The organism is Microbacterium enclense (genome assembly GCF_001456955.1).
GTDB classification, from domain to species: Bacteria; Actinomycetota; Actinomycetes; order Actinomycetales; family Microbacteriaceae; genus Microbacterium; species Microbacterium enclense.
This window is the reverse complement of the sequence record NZ_KQ758470.1, coordinates 148,101-166,995: the sequence shown is the minus strand read 5'-3', so window position 1 is coordinate 166,995 and position 18,895 is coordinate 148,101. Positions and strand designations below refer to the sequence as shown.

The window sequence follows — 18,895 nt, the reverse complement described above, 5'->3', positions numbered from 1 at the left end:
GCTCAGATTCGCGAAGTTACGCGGAACCCTCTGCGTTTTTCACTGTACCACCCTTGACGTCGACGGCGAGCATGAGCGCCTGCCACGGGGTGTCGACCACGGATGCCATAAGATCCGCCGCCGCGAGGCGCTGCCCCGGCCCGTCGGCGAGCACCAGCACGCTGGGGCCGGCGCCCGAGACGACGGCCGCGTATCCCTCGGCGCGGAGCGCGCGCACGAGGCGGTCGGTCTCGGGCATCGCCTGCGCGCGATAGTTCTGGTGCAGCTTGTCTTCGGTGGCGGCCATCAGCAGCTCGGGGCTCTGCGTCATCGCGGCGATCAGCAGCGCCGAACGCGAGACGTTGAACACGGCGTCTTCTCGCGGCACCTGCAGCGGCTGCAGGCTGCGGGCGACGGCGGTCGACATCGTGAAGCTCGGCACGAACACCAGCGGCGACACACCGCGGTGCACGATGAGCTGCTTGTGCTGCGGGCCCTCGGCATCCATCCACGCGATCGTGAGACCGCCGAAGAGGCCGGGCGCGACGTTGTCGGGGTGCCCCTCCATCTCGGTGGCCAAGCGCAGCAGATCCACATCGCTGAAGTGCGCCTCGCCCTCGAGCAGGCCCTTGGCCGCCAGGATGCCGGCGACCACCGCCGCCCCCGACGACCCCATGCCGCGCCCGTGCGGGATGACGTTGTGGGCGGTCAGCCGAAGCCCGGGCAGGGTACGGCCGACCGATGCGTACGTGTGCGCCATCGCGCGCACGACGAGGTGCGACGCGTCGCGCGGCACGTCGGCCGTGCCCTCGCCCGAGACCTCGATCTCGAGGCGGTTGTCGTCGATCTGCTCGACGACGAGGTCGTCGTAGACGCTCAGCGCCAGACCGAGGGTGTCGAAGCCGGGGCCGAGGTTCGCGCTCGTGGCGGGAACGCGGACCGCGACCCGGCGACCGGGGCCTGAGCTCACGCGGTCACCGGCTGCAGGTCGAGCACGGAGGCGACCTCCGAGGTGGTCGCGTCGACGACGGTGGGCGTGACGTCGGAGCCGTCGGCCTGGCGCAGAGCCCACTGGGGGTCCTTCAGACCGTGGCCGGTGACGGTCAGCACGACCTTCGCCCCGGCGGGGACGAGGCCCGCCTCGGCGCGCTCGAGCAGACCCGCGACGCTGATCGCCGAGGCGGGCTCGACGAAGACGCCCACCTCGCCGGCGAGGATCTTCTGCGCCTCGAGGATGCCGGCGTCGTCGATCGCGCCGAAGTAGCCGTCGGTGGCGTCGCGCGCTTCGAGCGCCAGCTCCCACGAGGCGGGGTTGCCGATGCGGATCGCGCTGGCGATCGTCTCGGGGTTCTTCACGACCTCGCCGCGCACGAGCGGGGCGGAGCCTGCGGCCTGGAAGCCGAACATGCGGGGCACGCGCGTCGCGACGCCGCGCGCGGCCTCCTCGCGGTAGCCGCGCGAGTAAGCGGTGTAGTTGCCGGCGTTGCCCACCGGGATGAAGTGGAAGTCGGGGGCGTCGCCGAGCTGCTCGACGACCTCGTACGCCGCGGTCTTCTGGCCCTCGATGCGATCCGGGTTGACCGAGTTGACCAGGTGCACCGGGTAGTGATCGGCGAGCTCGCGAGCGATCTCGAGGCAGTCGTCGAAGTTGCCGCGGATCTGGATGAGCCGACCGTTGTGGGCCACGGCCTGGCTGAGCTTGCCCATGGCGATCTTGCCCTCGGGCACGAGGACGGCGGCGGTGATGCCGGCGTGCGCGGCGTATGCGGCGGCCGAGGCCGAGGTGTTGCCCGTGGAGGCGCAGATGACCGCCTTGGCGCCGTGCTCGACGGCGCGCGAGAGCGCGACGGTCATGCCGCGGTCCTTGAACGAACCGGTGGGGTTCATACCCTCGAACTTCACCCAGACATCGGCGCCGGTGCGACGCGACAGGGCGGGAGCGGGGATGAGGGGCGTACCGCCCTCGCCGAGCGTGACGACGGTGGAGGCGTCGGTGACGCCCAGGCGGTCGGCGTATTCGCGGAGGACTCCGCGCCAGAGGTGAGCCATGATCAGTTCCCTTCCACGCGCAGCACGGACACCACGCGCTCGACGACGCCGCTCGCGGCGAGACGCTCGACGGTCTCGCTCAGGTCCTGCTCGCGGGCCTTGTGTGTTCCGATGACCAGGCGGGCGGAGCCGCCGGTCTGAGTGGTCTGGTCCGCCTCGATGACGGTCTGCTCGACGGTCGCGATCGACACGCGTCCTTCGCTGAGGATGCCGGCGACGGTGGCGAGCACGCCCGGCTTGTCGTCGACCTCGAGGGTGATCTGGTAACGCGTGATGACGTGTCCGATCGGCACGGCGGGGAGGTTCGCACGGGTCGACTCCCCCACGCCCACGCCGCCGGCGATGTGGCGGCGCGCGGCCGAGACGACGTCGCCGAGCACGGCGGAGGCGGTCTGCACGCCGCCGGCACCGGCGCCGTAGAACATGAGGTCGCCCGCGGCTTCGGCCTGGACGAACACGGCGTTGTTCGCGCCGTGGACGCTCGCGAGCGGGTGGGTGCGCTCGACGAGCGCGGGGTAGACGCGCACGGAGATCGATTCCGAGCCGTCCTCGGCCGTGAGGCGCTCGCAGACGGCGAGGAGCTTGATCACGTAGCCGGCGTGACGCGCCGACTCGATCATCGCGGCGTCGACCGAGGTGATGCCCTCGCGGTGCACGGCATCCAGGGGGACGGTGGTGTGGAACGCGAGGCTGGCGAGGATCGCGGCCTTCTGCGCGGCGTCGTAGCCCTCGACGTCGGCGGTGGGGTCGGCCTCCGCGTACCCGAGGGCCTGCGCCTGCGCGAGCACGTCGGCGAAGTCGGCGCCCTCGGTGTCCATGCGGTCGAGGATGTAGTTCGTCGTGCCGTTGACGATGCCCATGATGCGCACGACGCGGTCGCCGGCGAGCGAGTCGCGCAGCGGCCGGATGATCGGGATGGCACCGGCGGCGGCGGCCTCGTAGTACACCTCGGCGCCGACCTGGTCGGCGGCCTCGAAGACCTCGGACCCGTGGGTGGCCAGCAGCGCCTTGTTCGCCGTGACGACATCGGCGCCCGAGGCGATCGCGTGCAGCACCTGCGTGCGGGCCGGCTCGATGCCGCCCATCAGCTCGATGACGATGTCGCTGCCGACGATGAGGGTCTCGGCATCCGTCGTGAAGAGCTCGCGGGGCAGGTCGGCGTCGCGCTTGGAGTCGAGGTTGCGCACCGCGATGCCGGCGAGCTCGAGCTTCGCTCCGGCGCGATCGGCGAGTTCGTCGCCGTGCTTGAGCAGCAGATCGGCGACCTGCGAGCCGACGGCGCCGGCGCCGAGGAGCGCCACGCGGAGCGTGCGGTAGTCGGTCATTCGGTGTCTCCGTGGGGTGTGGCGGTCGTGTCGGATGCCGTGAGGCCGGCGTCGCGCGAGAGCAGGTCGTCGACGGTCTCGCCGCGGACGATGACGCGCGCGTGTCCGTCTCGGACGGCGACGACCGGCGGACGGGGGGTGTAGTTGTAGTTGTTCGCGAGCGAGAAGCAGTAGGCGCCGGTCGCGGGGACGCCGAGCAGGTCGCCCGGGGTCACATCGCGCGGGAGGTATTCGGCATCGACGACGATGTCGCCCGACTCGCAGTGCCGGCCGACGACGCGCGCGAGCGCCGGCTCCTCGTGGCTCACCCGCGACACCAGACGTGCCGAGAAGTCGGCGCCGTACAGGGCGGGGCGGGCGTTGTCGCTCATGCCGCCGTCGACGCTGACGTAGGTGCGCTCGAGGTCCTCGGATGCTGCGACGGTCTTGACCGTTCCCACCTCGTAGAGGGTGACCCCGGCCTGGCCGACGATGACGCGGCCGGGTTCGGTGGCGACGTCGGGCATCGGGATGCCGCGCACCGCGCACTCGTCGGCGATGGCATCCAGAATGCCGTCGGCGATCTCTTCGATGGGCTTGGGGTCGTCGACGGAGGTGTACGAGATGCCGAATCCGCCGCCGACGTTGAGCAGCGGGATCTCTCCTCCGGCCAGCAGATCGGCGTGCAGGTCGACCAGTCGCGCCGCCGACTTACGGAAGCCGGAGGAGTCGAAGATCTGCGAACCGATGTGCGCGTGGAGCCCGACGAACCGCAGGCTCGGGAGCTCGCGGATGCGCGCGACGGCCTCGACCGCGCCCTCGAGCGAGAAGCCGAACTTCTGGTCTTCGTGTGCGGTGGCGAGGAACGCGTGGGTTTCGGCGTGGACACCCGTGCGCACGCGCACGAGGACCGACTGCACCGCTCCGCGACGATCGGCGATGGCGGCCAGGCGCTCGATCTCGATGGGGCTGTCGACGACGACCGAGCCGATGCCGACCTCGACCGCGCGCTCGAGCTCGCCGACGCTCTTGTTGTTGCCGTGGAAGCCCAGACGCCCGGGCTCGGCTCCCGCCGCGAGGGCGACCTCGAGTTCGCCGCGGGTGCAGACATCGACGGCGAGCCCCTCGTCGACGACCCAGCGCACGACCTCGGTCGAGAGGAACGCCTTGCCGGCGTAGTAGACGCGGGCCCGGATGCCGTGTCGTTCGGCGGCGGAGTCGAAAGCGGCGCGTGCACGGCTCGCGTGCGCGCGCACCTCGATTTCGTCGAGCACGTAGAGCGGTGTGCCGAAGCGGTCGCGCAGGTCGAAGACCGACACCCCGCCGATCTCGACCGAGCCGTCGTCGACGCGACGGGCGGATGCGGGCCAGACAGGGGCGACGAGCTCGTTCGCGTGAGCCGGGGCGGTGAGCCACTCGGGCACGAGCGCGGAGTGCGAGGCGGACACAGGGGGACCAATCGGGTTTGCGGCGACGCGACGGCCGCGGATCACGGCTCCCACCTCCGCGGAGAGTCACGCGAGGAGGTGGTGCTTGCAGTCTAGGGCACGGCGTATGCCGCTCCCTTCCCGTCGGCGGACGATGCCGCGGACGCACGGGAGGTGGGGTGAGCTTGCAGGCCTCCTCGGGCGACCTTTCGGGCGATGCAGTTTCGTCACAGCGGTCGGTGCGGAGACGACGCCCGCCGTGCGGTACGACGCGGAATATGGTTTCGCCGTGGCATCCGCTCCCCCCGTGCTCGTCGTCGACGCCGTCGGCGTTCGTGTCGGCATCGACCTGTCCGGTCTGACTCCCCCCGACCGCGACACCGTCACCCGCGCCTGGCACGATGCCCGCGTCGACGGCACGGAGGCGGACGTGACGATCGCCCCGGTTTCCAGCGACCGCGAGGGGCAGACGCTGTCGGACCTGTCGAGCGCGGTGACGCAGGCGGCGATCCGGGCACGGCGGGGCGAGCTGTGGATGCTGCATGCGGCGGGTCTCGCCGCCGACGACGGCGGTGTCACCGTGCTCGTGGGGCCCTCCGGCGCGGGGAAGACGACCGCCACGCGACTGCTCGCGCGGACATGGGGCTACGTCTCCGACGAGACCGTCGGCATCGCCGCCGACGGACGCGTGCACGCCTACCGCAAGCCTCTTTCCGTCATCACCGAAGGCCAGGGGTACAAGGTTCAGCACGCGCCCCGCGACCTGGGGCTCCGGCCTCTCCCCGATGCTCCCCTGCGCGTCCGACGCGTCATTCTGCTCGATCGCTCCGACACCCGCGAACGGGCGCGCCTCACCCCCGTACCCGCTTCCGACGCGCTCGTCCTCCTCGCCCCGCACTCGAGTGCCCTGGCCTCGATGCCCCGCCCGCTGCGGACGGTCATGGACGTGCTGTCGCGAACCGGCGGAGTGATGCGGGCGGAGTACACCGAGGCGGAGGAGCTGGTCGCCCTCCTTGCGAAGGTGGCGCACCGCGATGCCGACGTCGGCATCGCGGCGACTCAGCCTTCGCCCGACACCGCCACCCTCGACCCCGCACCGCCGGCCGAGACGGCATCCCCGCCGTCGGTCGCTGCGCGCCGCTATCACCGGAGCGCCGTCGTCGATGCCCTCCCGCTGCCCGACGACCGGCTCGCGGTGCTCACGGCGGAAGCGGACGGACGCGGGGTTCTCCGCGTTCTCGCGGGCGCCGCGCCCCTCCTCTGGGACGCCGCGAACGGTGCCACCCGCGACGACCTGCTGCGCGCCGTCACCGGCGGTGAGGCCAACGACGAGGCCGAGCGCTGCGTCGACGGCATCCTGGCCCAGCTCATCGAGACGGGCCTGCTCACCGTCGGGGTGTGAGCGGCAGCGACGCCGTCAGCCGCAGGTGCCGTCGGCCTGCAGGGCGGGGTCGTTGACGATGCCCCCGGCGACGTCGAAGGTGGCGACGAGGTCCTGCCCCTGCACAGTGGCCGAGGTCAGGGTCAAGCCGGCCGGGAGCCGATCGGCGATGCACAGGCTCCGCGTCTGCAGGATCGGGTCGGCGACACCGCCGAACTGACCACGGAGGGTGTCGGCGTCGAGCTCGTTGCCCGCGACCTGGAACGACGCGGGGGTCAGGGTCAGATCGCCGTCTGCCGCGCCGGGCGTCACGGCGACGCCCACGGGGATGGCGATACCGAACAGCGACAGCGACGTCTCGAAGGTCACGTCGGGCGCGGCGACGCTCAACGTGCCGGCGGGCAGGTCGGGCAGCTGGCCGAGGAGCGCCCGCAGCTGGTCCTGATCGAGCCGCACGGAGGCGACTCCCCCGTCGGCGGCGGCTCCCGCCGACACCGGCACACCGCGCAGGTCGACGCGCACGTCGCCCGTGATCGGGCCCAGCGTGACGTCGTCGGAAGAGACGGCGACCTCGTCGAGCCGGCCGGTGATCACCTGCGGCAGGACGAGCCCCGCCACCTGCACGTTCACGTCCTGATCGTCGGGGATCCCGAGGTTCTGCACGACGAGCGAGCGCACGGTGCTCGTGACGACCGAGCGCGCGATGAACTCCGCGGCCACGACCGCACCGATGAGCAGCACGACCACGACGACGATCACCGCGATCCAGCGGCCCGTCCTGCGGCGGGGCGCCGCGGCGTCCGTCATCGTCACATCCGCTCCGGAGCGCTGACGCCGAGCAGGGTCAGACCGTTGCGCAGCACCTGACCGGTCGCGTCGTTGAGCCACAGGCGGGTGCGGTGCACCGGCTCGACGGGGGCGTCGCCCAGCGGGATGACACGGCAGTTGTCGTACCAGCGGTGGTACAGACCGGCGAGCTCCTCGAGGTACCGCGCGACGCGGTGCGGCTCGCGCACCTCGGCGGCGTACGCGACGATGCGGGGGAACTCCTGGAGCGCGCCCAGCAGCGCCGACTCGGTCTCGTGGTCGAGCAGTTCGGGCGCGAACTCCGACCGGTCGACCCCGGATGCGGCGGCGTTGCGCGCCACGTTGTGCGTACGCGCGTGGGCGTACTGCACGTAGAACACCGGGTTGTCGTTGGTGCGCTTCTGCAGCACGTCGAGGTCGATGTCGAGGTTCGAGTCGGCCGAGCTGCGCGTGAGGGCGTAGCGGGCGGCATCCACTCCGACGATCTCGACGAGGTCTTCGAGGGTGACCACGGTGCCGGCGCGCTTCGACATGCGCAGAGGCTGGCCGTCGCGAACGAGGTTGACCATCTGCCCGATCAAGACCTGCAGGTTGACGTGCGGCTCGTCGCCGAAGGCGGCGCACATCGCCATGAGGCGCTGGACGTAGCCGTGGTGGTCGGCGCCGAGCATGATGATGCAGCGGTTGAATCCGCGCTCGCGCTTGTCGAGGTAGTAAGCCAGGTCACCCGAGATGTAGGCGGGCTGCCCGTCGGACTTGATGATGACGCGGTCCTTGTCATCGCCGAACTCCGTGGAGCGCAGCCACGTCGCGCCGTCGGCCTCGAAGATGTGGCCGAGCTCGCGCAGCCGCGCGACGGCGCGGTCGACGGCGCCGGAGTCGTGCAGATCGTTCTCGTGGAAGTACACGTCGAAGTCGACGCCGAACTCGTGCAGCGACTGCTTGATCTCGCCGAACATGAGGGTCACGCCGAGCTCGCGGAAGGCCTCCTGCTTGGCATCCGCGTCGAGGGCGTCGATGTCGCCGTCATACGCCTCGACCACGCGCGCGGCGATGTCGCCGATGTACGCGCCGCCGTAGCCGTCTTCGGGGGTCGGGTCGCCCTGGTGGGCGGCGACGAGGCTGCGCGCGAAGCGGTCGATCTGCGCGCCGTGGTCGTTGAAGTAGTACTCGCGGGTGACCTTGGCGCCCTGCGACGAGAGGATGCGCGCGAGCGCGTCGCCGGCGGCGGCCCAGCGCGTGCCGCCGAGGTGGATCGGACCGGTCGGGTTGGCGCTGACGAACTCGAGGTTGATGATCTCGTCGGCACGGGAGTCGTTGGTGCCGAAGGACGCACCCTGGTCGACGATCGTCTTCGCCAGCGCGCCCGCGGCGGCCGCGTCGAGGCGGATGTTGATGAAACCGGGACCGGCGACCTCGACGCTCGCGATGCCGTCGACGGCCTCGAGGCCCGCCGCGACCTCCGCGGCGAACTCGCGCGGGTTCGCCCCGACGACCTTCGACAGCTTCAGCGCGGCGTTCGACGCCCAGTCGCCGTGGTCGCGGTTCTTAGGGCGCTCGAGCGGCAGGTCTGCGGCCGTGATCCCGGCGGAGGACCCCTCTCGTCGCGCCTCCGCGAGCGGGGCGATGACGGCGAGCAGGGCAGCGGAGAGGGCAGCGGGATCCATAGCCCTGCAAGTCTAGGCGGAGCGGGCTCGCCTCCCGCCTGCGAACACGACGCAGGAGAATCGCCGTTGCGAGCGGCGGTGAGACGCGACGGTGTGTCGGCGAGGTCCGAAACTCCTGGGTCGTGCACGCGCGGCGGGACCGGGGCCTTCGCGGCACACGCCGACGGGGGCGGTGGCGGAACGCGTCAGCCGATCTGCACGAGCGCTTCGTGGTCGTCGGGGGTCGTGGCATCCGGGTTCTCGTCTTCGAGCACGGCGTCGACGTGCATGCGCTCGAGTCCGACATACCCGCCGTGGTAGCTGAGGAAGGCGCAGTCGGCGGCGTCGCGCCCGGTGGCGATGCGCACGAGAGAGCGACGGTCGGCGAGACGGGTGGCGTCGACGACGTACCAGATGCCGTCGATGTAGGCCTCGGCGACGGCGTGGAAGTCCATCGGCTCGAGCCCGGGCGCGTAGCAGGCGGCGTAGCGAGCGGGCATGTCCATGGCCCGCAGCAGCGCGATCACGACGTGGGCGTAGTCGCGGCAGACGCCCTGACCGGTCATCAGCGTCGTGACGGCGCTGTCGGTGCCGAGGCTGAGTCCGGGCGTGTAGGTGACGGTGGATGCCACGAAGTTCGACACGGCGGCGAGCAGCTCGACGCCGGCGAGCCCGCGGAACTGGCGGCGCGCCTGGGCGAAGACCTCGTCGGACTGGCAGTAGCGGCTCGGGCGGAGGTACGTGATGGTCTCGAGATCGCTCGCACGGGGGCTCTGCGAGGGCCCGGACACGACCGCTTCGTAGCGCACCGAGAGCGGCCCCTGCTCCCCCGTCAGGCGGTGCAGACGGCTGCCGGACTGGTCGACGATCTCGGTCGGCGTGTAGATGCGCTCGCCCTGCGAGAAGGTGAGCTTCTCGTCGGCGACGGGCACCCCCTGGGCCGCGGTGATCTGGAGGATCAGGTCGACGGACGACCCCAGATCGAGGTCGAGTTCAGCGGTCACGCGGCGCGGCACCGGGCAATCCTCGCACGCTGTCGAGCACCCGGGGACCACCGGGCGGGAATCCGCTCAGCCGTCTTTCTTGCCCGGTCCCGGTGAGCCTTCGTCGCCGGGCTTCTTGTCGTCTTTCCCGCCGGGGCCACCGCTTCCCGGGCCCTTGTTCCCGTTGCCGTTCGCGGGTGTGGTCTCCTCGACCTCCGACGGCTCGGACGGGGTCGGCTCGACCGTCTCGGAAGGCGTGGGCTCGGCGGTCTCCTCCGGCTCGACCGTCTCCTCCGGTTCGCTCGTCTGCTCGGGAGTCGGTGATGCCGACGGCGTGGGCGCGGGGGTGGTCAGGTCGGCGCGGACGGTCGCGATGCGCGCCAGGATGGCGTCGGCCTCCGCCGTGGTGATCTCGCCCGCGTCGCGACGGGCGATGACGTCGGCCTCGAGCGCGCCGAGGCTCGCGAGCGCCGACGCGTAATCGCCCGCGGACGCCTGCTCGGCGACGGTCCGGACGGATTGCTGCCACGCGGTGGGCTCGGCGGCCGGCGGCGTGCAGGCGGCGAGCGCGACGGCCGCGGCGAGCACGAGCGCGGCAGCGGGGGCGGCGCGACGGATCACGGTCCGACTTCCTTCCACAGGTCGTCCATGTGCTGGTCCAGCGGCTGCGGGAGCGTCGGCAGGTTCGGGTCGGCGCTGGCGCCGGAGTTCGCCAGCGCCACCGCGCTCACCGCCACGCCCGCGGCGAGGAGGACGGCGATGACGGATGCCACGATGACACCCGTGCGCGACCGGCGGCGTGGATCGCGATCCGGCGGGGACGAGGCAGGCCGACCGGGCGTGGACGAGGCGGGAGCGGAGGAGAGCACGCGCGTGCGTTCGTCGGCCGCGGGCGAACGGATGCCGTCGGGCTGCGCCAGGGCGACGGTGCGGTCGCCGTCGCCGAACGCGCGCGTCGGTGCGGTCGCTGACGGCAGGATCGCGGTGGCCGCGTCGACCGATGAAGCGCCCGCCGACCCGCCCGCGAGCGTGCGCAGCGCCATGATGACGCCCGCGGCATCCGGTCTCTCGCCCGGTTCGAGGGCGGTCATGCGGTGCAAGACGTCTCGCCACGGCGGCGGCACGTCCGCGGGGATGTCGGGCGGCGAGATGAGGCGGGCGGCGAGCGCTTCGTGCGGCGTCCGCGACCCGAACGGCCGGGTTCCGGTCAACGCCTCGAGCAGGACGAGCCCGAGCGCGTATACGTCGCTGGAGGGGGCCGCGGGCGTGCCCTTCGCCTGTTCGGGGCTGAGGTAGGCGGCGGTGCCGATGACGGTGTCGGCCTGCGTGACCCGCGTGGCGCCCACCAGCGCCGCGATGCCGAAGTCGGCGAGGGTGGCCCGAGGCGTTTCGCCCGTGTGCGAGGCGGGGCGGATGAGGATGTTCGACGGCTTCACGTCGCGGTGCACGATGCCGCGCGCGTGGATGACGGCGAACGCCTCGGCGATCTCCCGACCGATGCGCGCCACCTCGGGTGCGGGGAGCGGGCCGCGAGCGATGCGGTCGGTCAGGGTCGGGCCCGCGATCAGCTCCATGACCAGATACGCAGGGCTCCCGGCCAGCTTGGCGTCGTACAGCGTCACCAGGGAGGGATGCGACAGCGATGCAAGGAGGCGGATCTCGGAGCGCACGCGAGCGACGTCGGCCGGATCGGCTCCGTCGCCGTCGATGATCTTGAGGGCCACGGTGCGCTCGAGTGCCGTGTCGACCGCTTCGTATACACGCGCGTACCCGCCGCGGCCCAGGAGGCGGCCCAGCCGATAGCGCCCGTCGAGCAGCTCTCCCTCGGCGCGCGCGGCGACAGCCGGGTTGCTCTCGCTCACGAGGGCGCCCCGGGGGTCGTCCCCCCGCGCATCAGACGAGGTCGTCGTTCGAAGAACGCGTCGACGACCGGGTGACCTGGGCGCCGCCCGCGCTCTCGGTGCGGGTGACCGTGTCGGTCTGCCGGCGGCGCGCCAACAGCACGATGCCGATCAGGAAGACGACCACGCCGGCGCCCATCATGATGTAGCCGATCATGCTGAGGCTGACGTATTCGTTGGGAAGGTTCACCGCGAAGGCGAGGATCGCCCCGATGACGAAGAGGGCGATGCCGGCTCCGATACTCATGTCGAACCCCTTTCGAAGGTGCGACCCAGCATGCCAACACGGCCCCCATCCGGCCGATGCTCTTGACAACGCGTGTCAAGACGGGGGCGAGCTTCGCGTCGGAGGTGTGACATGGATGCCATGAGCCAGAACGACGTGACAACCCGATCCAACCGCGGCCAGTGGGAGAACGCGGTCGAGGGCCGCCCCGAGCTGTCGGCCAGCTTCTCGAGCAAGGAGGAGGCGGTCGATCAGGGACGCGCCACCGCCGACGAGCTCGGCTCGCAGCACTTCGTGAAGGATGCCGAGCCGACCGGCGCGGTCACCGACGAGGAGTGAAGACGGCGAAGACGACGAAGGCCGCGATCGGTGATCGCGGCCTTCTGTTCGTTGTGCCCCCGACAGGAATCGAACCTGCGACCTTTGGTACCGGAAACCAACGCTCTATCCCCTGAGCTACGGAGGCGGACAGCTTCAGGTTATCACCGCGGGACGGCTCGACCCGACGGCGTGCGGCGGTACCGCGGACGCCGAATGCTGCCCTGCGGCATCCGGGTCATTCTTCGCCGATGACGCCGATCCCCGTGGCCTGATGGTCGGCGTTCGGGTCGTCTTTCGCGGGTGCCTTCGATCCCTCGTCGGGGTCGTTCTCCTGGCTCGGCTTGACCGTGGGGTCGTCCCCGAGGTCGGCGGCGTCGTCGGCCGGCTCCTCTGCGGGGGCGGAGTTCTGGGGGTCGCTCATGGGGTGTCCCTTCGTCGCGTGAACCCCCAGCCTGGCAATGCCGGTCGTCGAGACGCAGCGGCTTGACCGCGGGCGCTCGCGGGCCTATCGGCCGAACAGGGAACGCACGCGTCGGGCGAGAGGCTGCGTCAGGATCACCTGACGCCCGTCGACCTCGACGGTGAGGGTGGACCCGCCGAGGCCGCGCCCCGGCGCGGGCCGGGCGTCGCCGCGAACGTACGCCTCGGCGATGTCGACGTACGCGGCGAGGAGCTGAGCGCTCTGGTCCTTCGACGAGTTCGCGTCCACGAGTTGCAGCCGGTGCCCCGTGTCGGTCTCGACGGAGAACCAGCGCGACCCGGGCGTCGACACGAGCGCCCACCGCTGCCCGCGCGTGAACCGCGCCCACGCCGCACCGTCGCGGACGGCGGTCGAGACCGAGAGGTCGGCCTGGGCGACGCACAGCACCTCGAGCATGGCGAGGGCCTCCGCCGCGGTGACGTAGTCGCCGCGATCGGCACCGAGCCCGCCCCACTCGAACCTGCGCTCGCTCATTCGGCCACCGTCCCTGGACTCATCCTCCCCAGAGGGTAACCCCGGCTCTGCCGGCCGGCGCCGTCCGGACCGAACCGCCCGGGCCCTACGATGAGCGGATGCTGACCTCGTCGCCGTCGTCCATCACCGAGCAGACCTCGATCTTCGCGCTGGGCGGCACCTCGTCGCTCATCGCTGTCGCCGTCTACGTCCTCACCGTCGTGGCGTTGTGGAAGGTGTTCACCAAGGCCGGGTACCCCGGTTGGCTGTCGATCATCCCGATCGTCAATGTCGTCTTCCTCACCAAGGTCGCCGGGTTCTCGGGGTGGTTCGCGCTGCTGTATCTGATCCCCATCGTCGGCTTCGTCTTCCACATCATCGTGCAGCTGCGCATCGGGCGCGCCTTCGGCCACGGCTGGGTGTTCTCGCTCTTCCTGCTCGTGTTCCTGTACATCATCGGGTACCTCGTCATCGGCTTCAGCGACGACAGGTACCGCCCGGAGCGCCTCGCCTGATCCGCCGGGCCAGGCCGTCAGGCGAACCGGAGGCGGTCGTCGGGGTGAAGACTGCGCAGCGGCACCGACCCGTCGGCGATGGCCCGCAGCGCTCGGGGGCTGACCTCCAACTCCGCCGAGACGCGTTCCACTCCCGCCCCCGACGACAGCGCGCTGCGCAGCGCCGCCTCCGCGGTGTGGGCGGCTTCAGCGACGTCGTCGGCCGAGCTGCGCACGAAGGCGGCGAGTTGCGCTTGCGCGTGACGGATGCTCCGTCGCTGACGCTCGCGGCCGTCGGCTGCGGGGGGCGAGGAGCTCACCTCGTGAACGCTGCCCCGGATCGAATTCCTGCTGGCGATCGATCAACCGGGGCTGGTGACCTCGAGCGTGGTCGACGCGCTCCGCCCCCCGGACGACGCCGTGAACGTCACAAACTGCGCCGGCGAGGAGGCCAGGATGATGGCGTCTGTGGAGTAGTTCCCGGACCCGTCGGTGACCGGCGACTCATCCGAGAAGATCACCGAGCCGTCTGACGATGAGAGATTCACCTTTCGTCCGGGCAGAGCGCCCGACGCTCCGGATACGGTCCCGGACACCGACGTCGCCGAGTCCGGCGGCACCATCGAGGGGTTGACGCTGATCGACACGCTCGTCACGGCCTCAGCCGCATAGGACACAGCGGTCGCGGCCGACACGCCGCCAGATGTCGCCGTGATCGAGGCGGTCCCAGACTCCGCCGATTCCGACACTGTCGCGGTGGTGGAGAAATTGCCGGAGGCGTCTGTCGTCAATGTGGTCCGGGCCAGAGTGACGTTCGCGTCGGACGACGACAACACCACGGATTGACCGGCTCCGTTGGCGGCACCGCCCGACACATTGCCCGAGATCGTGGTCGAGCGCCCCGTGGCAACTGACGACGGGTTCGCCGAAACGGTTACCGTGACCGGTGCAGAAGGGACTGACTCGGCAAGCGCCGGGCTGGTCGCCGTCAGCACGATGGCGGGCACGGCGACGGCGGCACCGCCGACCATCGCCCGCCGAGACCAGGTGATCGAACGCTCCCCTCGCTTGTCGTCGGCGTCGAGCGCATCTCCCCGTGTCATTGTTCCCCTCTCTCGGGTCGCACGCGCGGACCGTCGAGACTGTCGTACACGACACCGGGTTCCGGCGGACACGATGCCCGATGGCGGGAAGGACCTACGTCCCTCTTTTCACCCTCGCGATCATCTCGTCGTCGTTTTCGTGTCGCACGACGAGACCGACACGACCGAGGCGCGGATCGCGACGTCAGGCCTGCGTCGGCTGGTCGAAGTCCCAGTCGATCGGCTCGTCATCGTCGTCGGGTGCCGACTCGACGGCGCGCAGATGCGGGCGAGGGAAGTAGCGGTGCTTGCGCAGCTCCTCGGCGGCGGCCGTGAAGTCGGGCTCCTCGTCGTCCCACTCCACCGGCGACGACAGCACGTCATTGCCGACGCCGACGACGAGTTCGGCCTGCGCGACCTTCCTGGCGTCGGTGACGATGGGGATGCTGACGGCCTCGGCCTGACCTTCCTTCGCCACGGCCGCCGTCAGCTCGACGAGTGACGCGGCGACGTCGTCGGTGGTGGTCACGGTCTCGCCGGCATACGTCACGCATCGCATGAGCCCACCCTGCGGCCCCTCTTCGCGGACCGGGGGTGGGTTGCCCGGACGACGTGAGTGGGATACGCCTCAGTCTCGGCGCTGGGCGGAACGGAACATCGCCTCATCGAGCTCGAACCATACGGCGCGCACGGTGTCGAACTCGGCGAACGGTTCAGGCTGTGGATCGCCCAGCGACAGGCGGTAGCCGCGAGGCAGGTCATCCACGTGCTGTCCGTCGCGCGGGCCGCCGACGAGCACGTAGATCACGGGGAATCGACCGCCGGCGTTTCGACGGCGACGCCGTCGACCGCGTCGCTCATGCGCCGAAGGAACGCGACCACGGCCGCGGACTCGTCGGGGGTCATGTCGATGACGGCCGCGAGCATGCGGTCGTGCATGTTGCCCAGCGTGTGACGCACCTCGGCGTCGGCTCTCGGGGTGACCTGCACGAAGATACTCCGTCGGTCGTCGGGGTTGGCGGCCCGGGTGATGTGGCCGGAGCGTTCGAGACGGTCGAGGATCGCGGTGGTCGATGCCGTCGACAAGCCCAGGTACTTCGTCAGCTCACCCGGTCGCACCTGTCGCGATGAATCACGGAGGAGGTAGCGCAACACGAGCAGTTCGTTCTCGCCCATCGACATGGAATCGCGCGTGCGACGGCGCATGGCGACCTCGGCTGCGCGGTAGATGCGCAGGGCCTCGAGGACGGCCTTGCTGCGCTGGCGACGGTCCGCGGGCTCGTCACCGTACCAATAGGTGACCTCGTCTGCACGCTGCGCGGTCGGACGGGCGCGGGACGTGGTTTCGACGTCTGTCATGGCACACTCCTCCCGCTCGTACCGTGACTATACATCGAAACAAATAGTTAGACAAACTAGTTACTAAGCGAGTATGTTCTCATTACAGCTAATCGCTTTGAAGGGAGCACCCCATGGGCCACCTGTTCTACGGGACGTCGACCGAGTCGATCCAGATCCCCGACCGCCTCCTCGCGCACATCAAGGTCGTCGTCACGACCAAGCTCCGTCGCAGCGAGAGCTTCACCCTCAGCTGGACCCACGTCGACGGCACCCCCGGTCGTTCCACCCTGTGGCTGCAGCCGGCCATCCCCCTCCGTTTCGTCTTCGACTCGGCAGAGCCCGAAGCCCTCAGTTCCTCGACGCTGAAGAACATGGCTGACATGGCCAACTCCTCCGCCGGCCTGACCGTCGACCTCACGGCCGAGATCCCCACGACCGAGACGGCTCCGCGCGCCATACCCGCTCGCACGGCGGCACCTGCCGGCCGCCGCCGCCCCTTCTCCGTGGCGGCGTGACGATGTCGGACACCTCACTGGCATCCCCCACGCCGATCGCCTCCGTGCGCGTCCTGTGGGCGAAGGTCGACACGGGCTTCTGGGTGGCCCATCGCGGCGGCGAGTACTTCGGATGCGTGGATGCCGTGGCTGGCGGATTCGTCGCCCGCGACGCGCACGGAGTGCCCATCGGACGTTACGACGCCCTCGAGACCGCGAAGTCCTCTCTGCGCTCGACCACGCACCCGGCCAACGAATCGCGCCGACGTCTCATCGACCGTGCGTCGCTGGTCGCGGCGACCACGGTGGGCGGGACCGCCCTGGCACTCGGCCTGACCGCGGGAGCACTCGCCCCTCTGCTGTGACCGGTGACCAGCGCGTGCCGTCGACCCCCTGGACACCGAACGGACGGCATGCCACCGTGTCTCTTCCGCACCTGATGAACGGAGACCCCATGACGCACCACGACGGCCGTTCGGACGACGACCACTCCGCCGCGCCCGACGACGCATCGAACGGCGCCGGCAGCGAGTCCACCGAAGAGGGTGCCGCGGCCCAGAAGGACGCCGACGACGCCGCCACCACCGACGCCTCGCCCACCGGCGACATCGGCTGATCGCTCAGAACGCGTAGCGCACCCGGCAGTACGGGAGCCGCTGCGCAATGAGGTCGGTGACCGCGGCGACGGCCTGGGCCTTGAGCGGATGCCGATAGCGCACGTTGACGGCGCCGTTCTGCGAGCGTTTCTCTTCTTGCACGGACGGCGTCCACAATAGCTCTTCGCCCTTCGGATGCCACCCGAGGTTGACGTCGTGGAGGCCTTCATTGTGCGTGAGGAAGATCACCTCGCACGCGAGTTGCGCCTTGGCGCGAGCGTGCAGCGCCGCGTCGAGCTGATCGAAGAGCTCGGCCCAGTCGGCGAGCCACGTCGGAGTGAGGATGACGGGCGAGAAGTTGACGTGGACCTCGTAGCCCGCGTCGACGAAGTCGTTGATGGCAGCGATCCGGTCGGCCATGGGTGACGTGCGCAGATCGGTCACCCGCGCCGTCGCGGCGGGCATGAGGGAGAAGCGGATGCGCGTGCGCCCCGCCGGATCCCACTCGAGCAGGTCGCGATTGACGAACTTCGTGGCGAAGGACGCTTTGGCCGTCGGCGACATGCGGAACAGGTCGCACACGTCGCGCACGTTCTCGCTGATCATCGCGTCGACGGAGCAATCGCCGTTCTCGCCGATGTCGTACACCCACGCCTCGGGATCGCACTGGTTCGGCTCGCTCTTCGGTCCCCTCGCCGCCACATGCCGCGCGAGGTGACGGCTGATCTGCTCGATGTTGGCGAACACCGTGATCGGGTTGCTGTACCCCTTGCGGCGCGGCACGTAGCAGTAGCTGCAGGCCATCGCGCAGCCGTTCGACAGCGAGGGCGCGATGAAGTCGGCCGAGCGGCCGTTCACGCGGGTGGTGACGCTCTTCTTGACTCCCAATACGAGCGCCTCGGTCTTGATGCGCACCCAGCGGGCCACGTTCGTCTCGTCACCGTGCACCTCGGGGATCTGCCAGTGCGAGGCGATCGGCACGATCTCGGCGTCGGGCCACCGTGCGACGATCTCACGGCCGCGCTCGAGCTCGAGTGCGGCGTCTTCGGCATAGATGCGGGTGACACGCAGCAGGTTCTCTCGTTCGACGGCCATCGTTCCGTTCTACTCCGGGGTTCCGACATCGGCGCCGCCGGGGAGGGGCTGACAGCGCGGGCACCACCAGGTGCGCCGCTGCTCGGGATCGTTCGCCACCTCGTCGCGCACGCTCACCCGGGTGCCGCACCGCAGGCACGGACGACCCGCCCGCCCCGCGACCCAGTGCGAGGAGCCCTTGCGCCGGTCCCCCGTCGTCACCTGGTACATGCCCGGCACCGTCGCCGAGATCCGCAGGCACCGCGCCGCCAGCGCGACGAGGGCATCGATATCCGTCGTCCCGATCGGCGCGAACGGATGGATGCCGCGCAGGAAGGCCAGCTCGTTCACCCACAGGTTGCCGAGACCGGCGATGCGCGTCTGGTCGAGAAGGGCCGCCACGAACGGCCGGTCGCCCCGCGTGGACAGCCGGCGCACCGCCTCCGCGGCATCCCAGTCCTCCCGCAGCGGATCCGGCCCCAGGTGGCCGACGACATCGCGCTCGCGCGGGGTCGGCACGAGCGCGACCACGGGGAGGTCGAGACCCCACACCTCGCGTCCGTCGCCGAGGCGGAGGCGTACGCGCGCCTTCTCACGCGCGGTCGAGGGCAGGGACCTCCCCGCGCGGGTGATCGTCCAGCTTCCCTGCATCCGCAGGTGCGTGTGAAGGGTCGAGCCGTCGTCGAAGCGCGTCAGCAGGTGCTTGCCGTGCGTCGCGTACGACTCGATGGTCCGCCCCGCGAGCGACGTCCCGGCCGCGTGACCGGAACGCAGCTCGCCGTCGCTCACGCGCGCGCCTCGGGTGGCGGCATCCAGCCGTTGCCGCAGGCGGTAGACGCTGTCACCCTCGGGCACA

25 protein-coding genes and 1 tRNA gene are annotated in these 18,895 nt (G+C 70.7%); 6 read left to right on the top strand and 20 right to left on the bottom strand.

Features of this window, described 5'->3' with window-relative positions; all coding sequences use genetic code 11:
- Nucleotides 1-16: 16 nt before the first annotated feature.
- From thrB to lysA, 4 genes are read right to left on the bottom strand one after another with little or no spacing between them, the layout of a single operon-like run.
- Nucleotides 17-949 carry a homoserine kinase gene (gene thrB, locus AS029_RS08690; protein WP_058232198.1) on the bottom strand — a complete coding sequence of 311 codons (933 nt, stop codon included), beginning with the start codon at nucleotides 947-949 and terminating at the stop codon, nucleotides 17-19.
- Nucleotides 946-2,028 carry a threonine synthase gene (gene thrC / locus AS029_RS08685; RefSeq protein WP_058232197.1) on the bottom strand — a complete coding sequence of 361 codons (1,083 nt, stop codon included), beginning with the start codon at nucleotides 2,026-2,028 and terminating at the stop codon, nucleotides 946-948. Before thrC ends, thrB begins: the two co-directional genes overlap by 4 nt.
- Nucleotides 2,029-2,030: 2 nt before the next feature.
- Entirely contained in the window at nucleotides 2,031-3,353 is a 1,323-nt protein-coding gene (locus AS029_RS08680; protein WP_058232196.1) for a homoserine dehydrogenase, read from the bottom strand.
- Nucleotides 3,350-4,780, bottom strand: a complete 1,431-nt coding sequence (lysA, locus tag AS029_RS08675; RefSeq protein WP_082642236.1) for a diaminopimelate decarboxylase — start codon at nucleotides 4,778-4,780, stop codon at nucleotides 3,350-3,352. Before lysA ends, AS029_RS08680 begins: the two co-directional genes overlap by 4 nt.
- 268 nt (nucleotides 4,781-5,048) lie before the next feature.
- Here lysA and AS029_RS08670 point away from each other — a divergent pair, with 268 nt between their 5' ends.
- On the top strand, nucleotides 5,049-6,161 hold the full coding sequence (locus AS029_RS08670) for a hypothetical protein (RefSeq protein WP_139168072.1): 1,113 nt from the start codon (nucleotides 5,049-5,051) through the stop codon (nucleotides 6,159-6,161).
- Between the two features lie 15 nt (nucleotides 6,162-6,176).
- On the opposite strand, the gene AS029_RS08665 is transcribed toward AS029_RS08670, so the two are convergent.
- From AS029_RS08665 to AS029_RS08640, 6 genes are all read right to left on the bottom strand, one after another.
- Entirely contained in the window at nucleotides 6,177-6,947 is a 771-nt protein-coding gene (locus AS029_RS08665) for an LmeA family phospholipid-binding protein (protein WP_058232194.1), read from the bottom strand.
- Between the two features lie 2 nt (nucleotides 6,948-6,949).
- Entirely contained in the window at nucleotides 6,950-8,614 is a 1,665-nt protein-coding gene (gene argS, locus AS029_RS08660; RefSeq protein ID WP_058232193.1) for an arginine--tRNA ligase, read from the bottom strand.
- Nucleotides 8,615-8,799: 185 nt separating this feature from the next.
- On the bottom strand, nucleotides 8,800-9,609 hold the full coding sequence (locus tag AS029_RS08655; RefSeq protein WP_058232192.1) for a transglutaminase-like domain-containing protein: 810 nt from the start codon (nucleotides 9,607-9,609) through the stop codon (nucleotides 8,800-8,802).
- Nucleotides 9,610-9,663: 54 nt separating this feature from the next.
- Nucleotides 9,664-10,197, bottom strand: a complete 534-nt coding sequence (locus AS029_RS08650; protein WP_058232191.1) for a hypothetical protein — start codon at nucleotides 10,195-10,197, stop codon at nucleotides 9,664-9,666.
- On the bottom strand, nucleotides 10,194-11,438 hold the full coding sequence (locus AS029_RS08645) for a serine/threonine-protein kinase (RefSeq protein ID WP_058232190.1): 1,245 nt from the start codon (nucleotides 11,436-11,438) through the stop codon (nucleotides 10,194-10,196). Before AS029_RS08645 ends, AS029_RS08650 begins: the two co-directional genes overlap by 4 nt.
- Before the next feature lie 31 nt (nucleotides 11,439-11,469).
- Nucleotides 11,470-11,724: a DUF6458 family protein gene (locus AS029_RS08640; RefSeq protein ID WP_058232189.1), complete on the bottom strand. Its 255-nt coding sequence runs from the start codon at nucleotides 11,722-11,724 to the stop codon at nucleotides 11,470-11,472.
- A gap of 120 nt (nucleotides 11,725-11,844) precedes the next feature.
- Here AS029_RS08640 and AS029_RS08635 point away from each other — a divergent pair, with 120 nt between their 5' ends.
- Entirely contained in the window at nucleotides 11,845-12,042 is a 198-nt protein-coding gene (locus AS029_RS08635) for a DUF2188 domain-containing protein (protein ID WP_139168081.1), read from the top strand.
- Nucleotides 12,043-12,096: 54 nt separating this feature from the next.
- Here AS029_RS08635 and AS029_RS08630 read toward each other — a convergent pair.
- The 3 genes from AS029_RS08630 to AS029_RS08620 form a co-directional block, all read right to left on the bottom strand.
- Nucleotides 12,097-12,169, bottom strand: a tRNA-Arg gene (locus AS029_RS08630).
- Between the two features lie 90 nt (nucleotides 12,170-12,259).
- Nucleotides 12,260-12,445 (bottom strand): hypothetical protein, encoded by a 186-nt coding sequence (locus AS029_RS08625; protein ID WP_058232187.1) that lies wholly within the window; start codon nucleotides 12,443-12,445, stop codon nucleotides 12,260-12,262.
- Between the two features lie 84 nt (nucleotides 12,446-12,529).
- Nucleotides 12,530-12,979, bottom strand: a complete 450-nt coding sequence (locus tag AS029_RS08620) for a hypothetical protein (protein WP_058232186.1) — start codon at nucleotides 12,977-12,979, stop codon at nucleotides 12,530-12,532.
- Between the two features lie 98 nt (nucleotides 12,980-13,077).
- Here AS029_RS08620 and AS029_RS08615 point away from each other — a divergent pair, with 98 nt between their 5' ends.
- The gene (locus tag AS029_RS08615) at nucleotides 13,078-13,473 is read left to right on the top strand and encodes a DUF5684 domain-containing protein (protein ID WP_058232185.1); all 396 of its coding nucleotides are present in this window, start codon (nucleotides 13,078-13,080) and stop codon (nucleotides 13,471-13,473) included.
- A 17-nt stretch (nucleotides 13,474-13,490) separates the two neighbouring features.
- Here AS029_RS08615 and AS029_RS08610 read toward each other — a convergent pair whose 3' ends face one another.
- The 5 genes from AS029_RS08610 to AS029_RS08590 form a co-directional block, all read right to left on the bottom strand.
- Nucleotides 13,491-13,772, bottom strand: a complete 282-nt coding sequence (locus AS029_RS08610; RefSeq protein ID WP_058232184.1) for a hypothetical protein — start codon at nucleotides 13,770-13,772, stop codon at nucleotides 13,491-13,493.
- Nucleotides 13,773-13,814: 42 nt separating this feature from the next.
- Nucleotides 13,815-14,483: a hypothetical protein gene (locus AS029_RS08605; RefSeq protein ID WP_167345252.1), complete on the bottom strand. Its 669-nt coding sequence runs from the start codon at nucleotides 14,481-14,483 to the stop codon at nucleotides 13,815-13,817.
- Between the two features lie 256 nt (nucleotides 14,484-14,739).
- Nucleotides 14,740-15,093, bottom strand: coding sequence for a hypothetical protein (locus tag AS029_RS08600; RefSeq protein ID WP_058232182.1), 354 nt, complete (start codon nucleotides 15,091-15,093; stop codon nucleotides 14,740-14,742).
- Nucleotides 15,094-15,162: 69 nt separating this feature from the next.
- Nucleotides 15,163-15,342, bottom strand: coding sequence for a hypothetical protein (locus tag AS029_RS08595; RefSeq protein WP_058232181.1), 180 nt, complete (start codon nucleotides 15,340-15,342; stop codon nucleotides 15,163-15,165).
- The gene (locus AS029_RS08590) at nucleotides 15,339-15,893 is read right to left on the bottom strand and encodes a MarR family winged helix-turn-helix transcriptional regulator (RefSeq protein ID WP_058232180.1); all 555 of its coding nucleotides are present in this window, start codon (nucleotides 15,891-15,893) and stop codon (nucleotides 15,339-15,341) included. The genes AS029_RS08595 and AS029_RS08590 overlap by 4 nt, the downstream gene beginning before the upstream one ends.
- A gap of 113 nt (nucleotides 15,894-16,006) precedes the next feature.
- Between AS029_RS08590 and AS029_RS08585 the strand changes: the two genes are divergently transcribed.
- From AS029_RS08585 to AS029_RS17590, 3 genes are all read left to right on the top strand, one after another.
- The gene (locus tag AS029_RS08585) at nucleotides 16,007-16,390 is read left to right on the top strand and encodes a DUF7882 family protein (protein WP_058232179.1); all 384 of its coding nucleotides are present in this window, start codon (nucleotides 16,007-16,009) and stop codon (nucleotides 16,388-16,390) included.
- A 2-nt stretch (nucleotides 16,391-16,392) separates the two neighbouring features.
- A complete protein-coding gene (locus tag AS029_RS08580) occupies nucleotides 16,393-16,734 on the top strand; it encodes a hypothetical protein (protein ID WP_058232178.1) in 342 nt (113 codons plus the stop codon).
- Between the two features lie 89 nt (nucleotides 16,735-16,823).
- A complete protein-coding gene (locus AS029_RS17590) occupies nucleotides 16,824-16,985 on the top strand; it encodes a hypothetical protein (protein WP_167345251.1) in 162 nt (53 codons plus the stop codon).
- A 4-nt stretch (nucleotides 16,986-16,989) separates the two neighbouring features.
- Here the strand turns inward: AS029_RS17590 and AS029_RS08575 are convergent, their stop codons facing one another.
- Nucleotides 16,990-18,060 carry a spore photoproduct lyase family protein gene (locus AS029_RS08575; RefSeq protein ID WP_058232177.1) on the bottom strand — a complete coding sequence of 357 codons (1,071 nt, stop codon included), beginning with the start codon at nucleotides 18,058-18,060 and terminating at the stop codon, nucleotides 16,990-16,992.
- A 9-nt stretch (nucleotides 18,061-18,069) separates the two neighbouring features.
- Entirely contained in the window at nucleotides 18,070-18,894 is an 825-nt protein-coding gene (locus tag AS029_RS08570; protein ID WP_058232176.1) for a DNA-formamidopyrimidine glycosylase family protein, read from the bottom strand.
- Nucleotide 18,895 lies beyond the last annotated feature (1 nt).

Coding starts and splice junctions, on each gene's coding strand:
- AS029_RS08640 (WP_058232189.1), bottom strand. CDS start 11,724: ATGAGTATCGGAGCCGGCATCGCCCTCTTCGTCATCGGGGCGATCCTC.
- AS029_RS17590 (WP_167345251.1), top strand. CDS start 16,824: ATGACGCACCACGACGGCCGTTCGGACGACGACCACTCCGCCGCGCCC.
- AS029_RS08680 (WP_058232196.1), bottom strand. CDS start 3,353: ATGACCGACTACCGCACGCTCCGCGTGGCGCTCCTCGGCGCCGGCGCC.
- AS029_RS08585 (WP_058232179.1), top strand. CDS start 16,007: ATGGGCCACCTGTTCTACGGGACGTCGACCGAGTCGATCCAGATCCCC.
- AS029_RS08665 (WP_058232194.1), bottom strand. CDS start 6,947: ATGACGGACGCCGCGGCGCCCCGCCGCAGGACGGGCCGCTGGATCGCG.
- AS029_RS08625 (WP_058232187.1), bottom strand. CDS start 12,445: ATGAGCGACCCCCAGAACTCCGCCCCCGCAGAGGAGCCGGCCGACGAC.
- thrC (WP_058232197.1), bottom strand. CDS start 2,028: ATGGCTCACCTCTGGCGCGGAGTCCTCCGCGAATACGCCGACCGCCTG.
- AS029_RS08580 (WP_058232178.1), top strand. CDS start 16,393: ATGTCGGACACCTCACTGGCATCCCCCACGCCGATCGCCTCCGTGCGC.
- argS (WP_058232193.1), bottom strand. CDS start 8,614: ATGGATCCCGCTGCCCTCTCCGCTGCCCTGCTCGCCGTCATCGCCCCG.
- AS029_RS08600 (WP_058232182.1), bottom strand. CDS start 15,093: ATGCGATGCGTGACGTATGCCGGCGAGACCGTGACCACCACCGACGAC.
- AS029_RS08620 (WP_058232186.1), bottom strand. CDS start 12,979: ATGAGCGAGCGCAGGTTCGAGTGGGGCGGGCTCGGTGCCGATCGCGGC.
- AS029_RS08635 (WP_139168081.1), top strand. CDS start 11,845: ATGAGCCAGAACGACGTGACAACCCGATCCAACCGCGGCCAGTGGGAG.
- AS029_RS08605 (WP_167345252.1), bottom strand. CDS start 14,483: ATGGTCGGCGGTGCCGCCGTCGCCGTGCCCGCCATCGTGCTGACGGCG.
- AS029_RS08615 (WP_058232185.1), top strand. CDS start 13,078: ATGCTGACCTCGTCGCCGTCGTCCATCACCGAGCAGACCTCGATCTTC.
- AS029_RS08590 (WP_058232180.1), bottom strand. CDS start 15,893: ATGACAGACGTCGAAACCACGTCCCGCGCCCGTCCGACCGCGCAGCGT.
- AS029_RS08575 (WP_058232177.1), bottom strand. CDS start 18,060: ATGGCCGTCGAACGAGAGAACCTGCTGCGTGTCACCCGCATCTATGCC.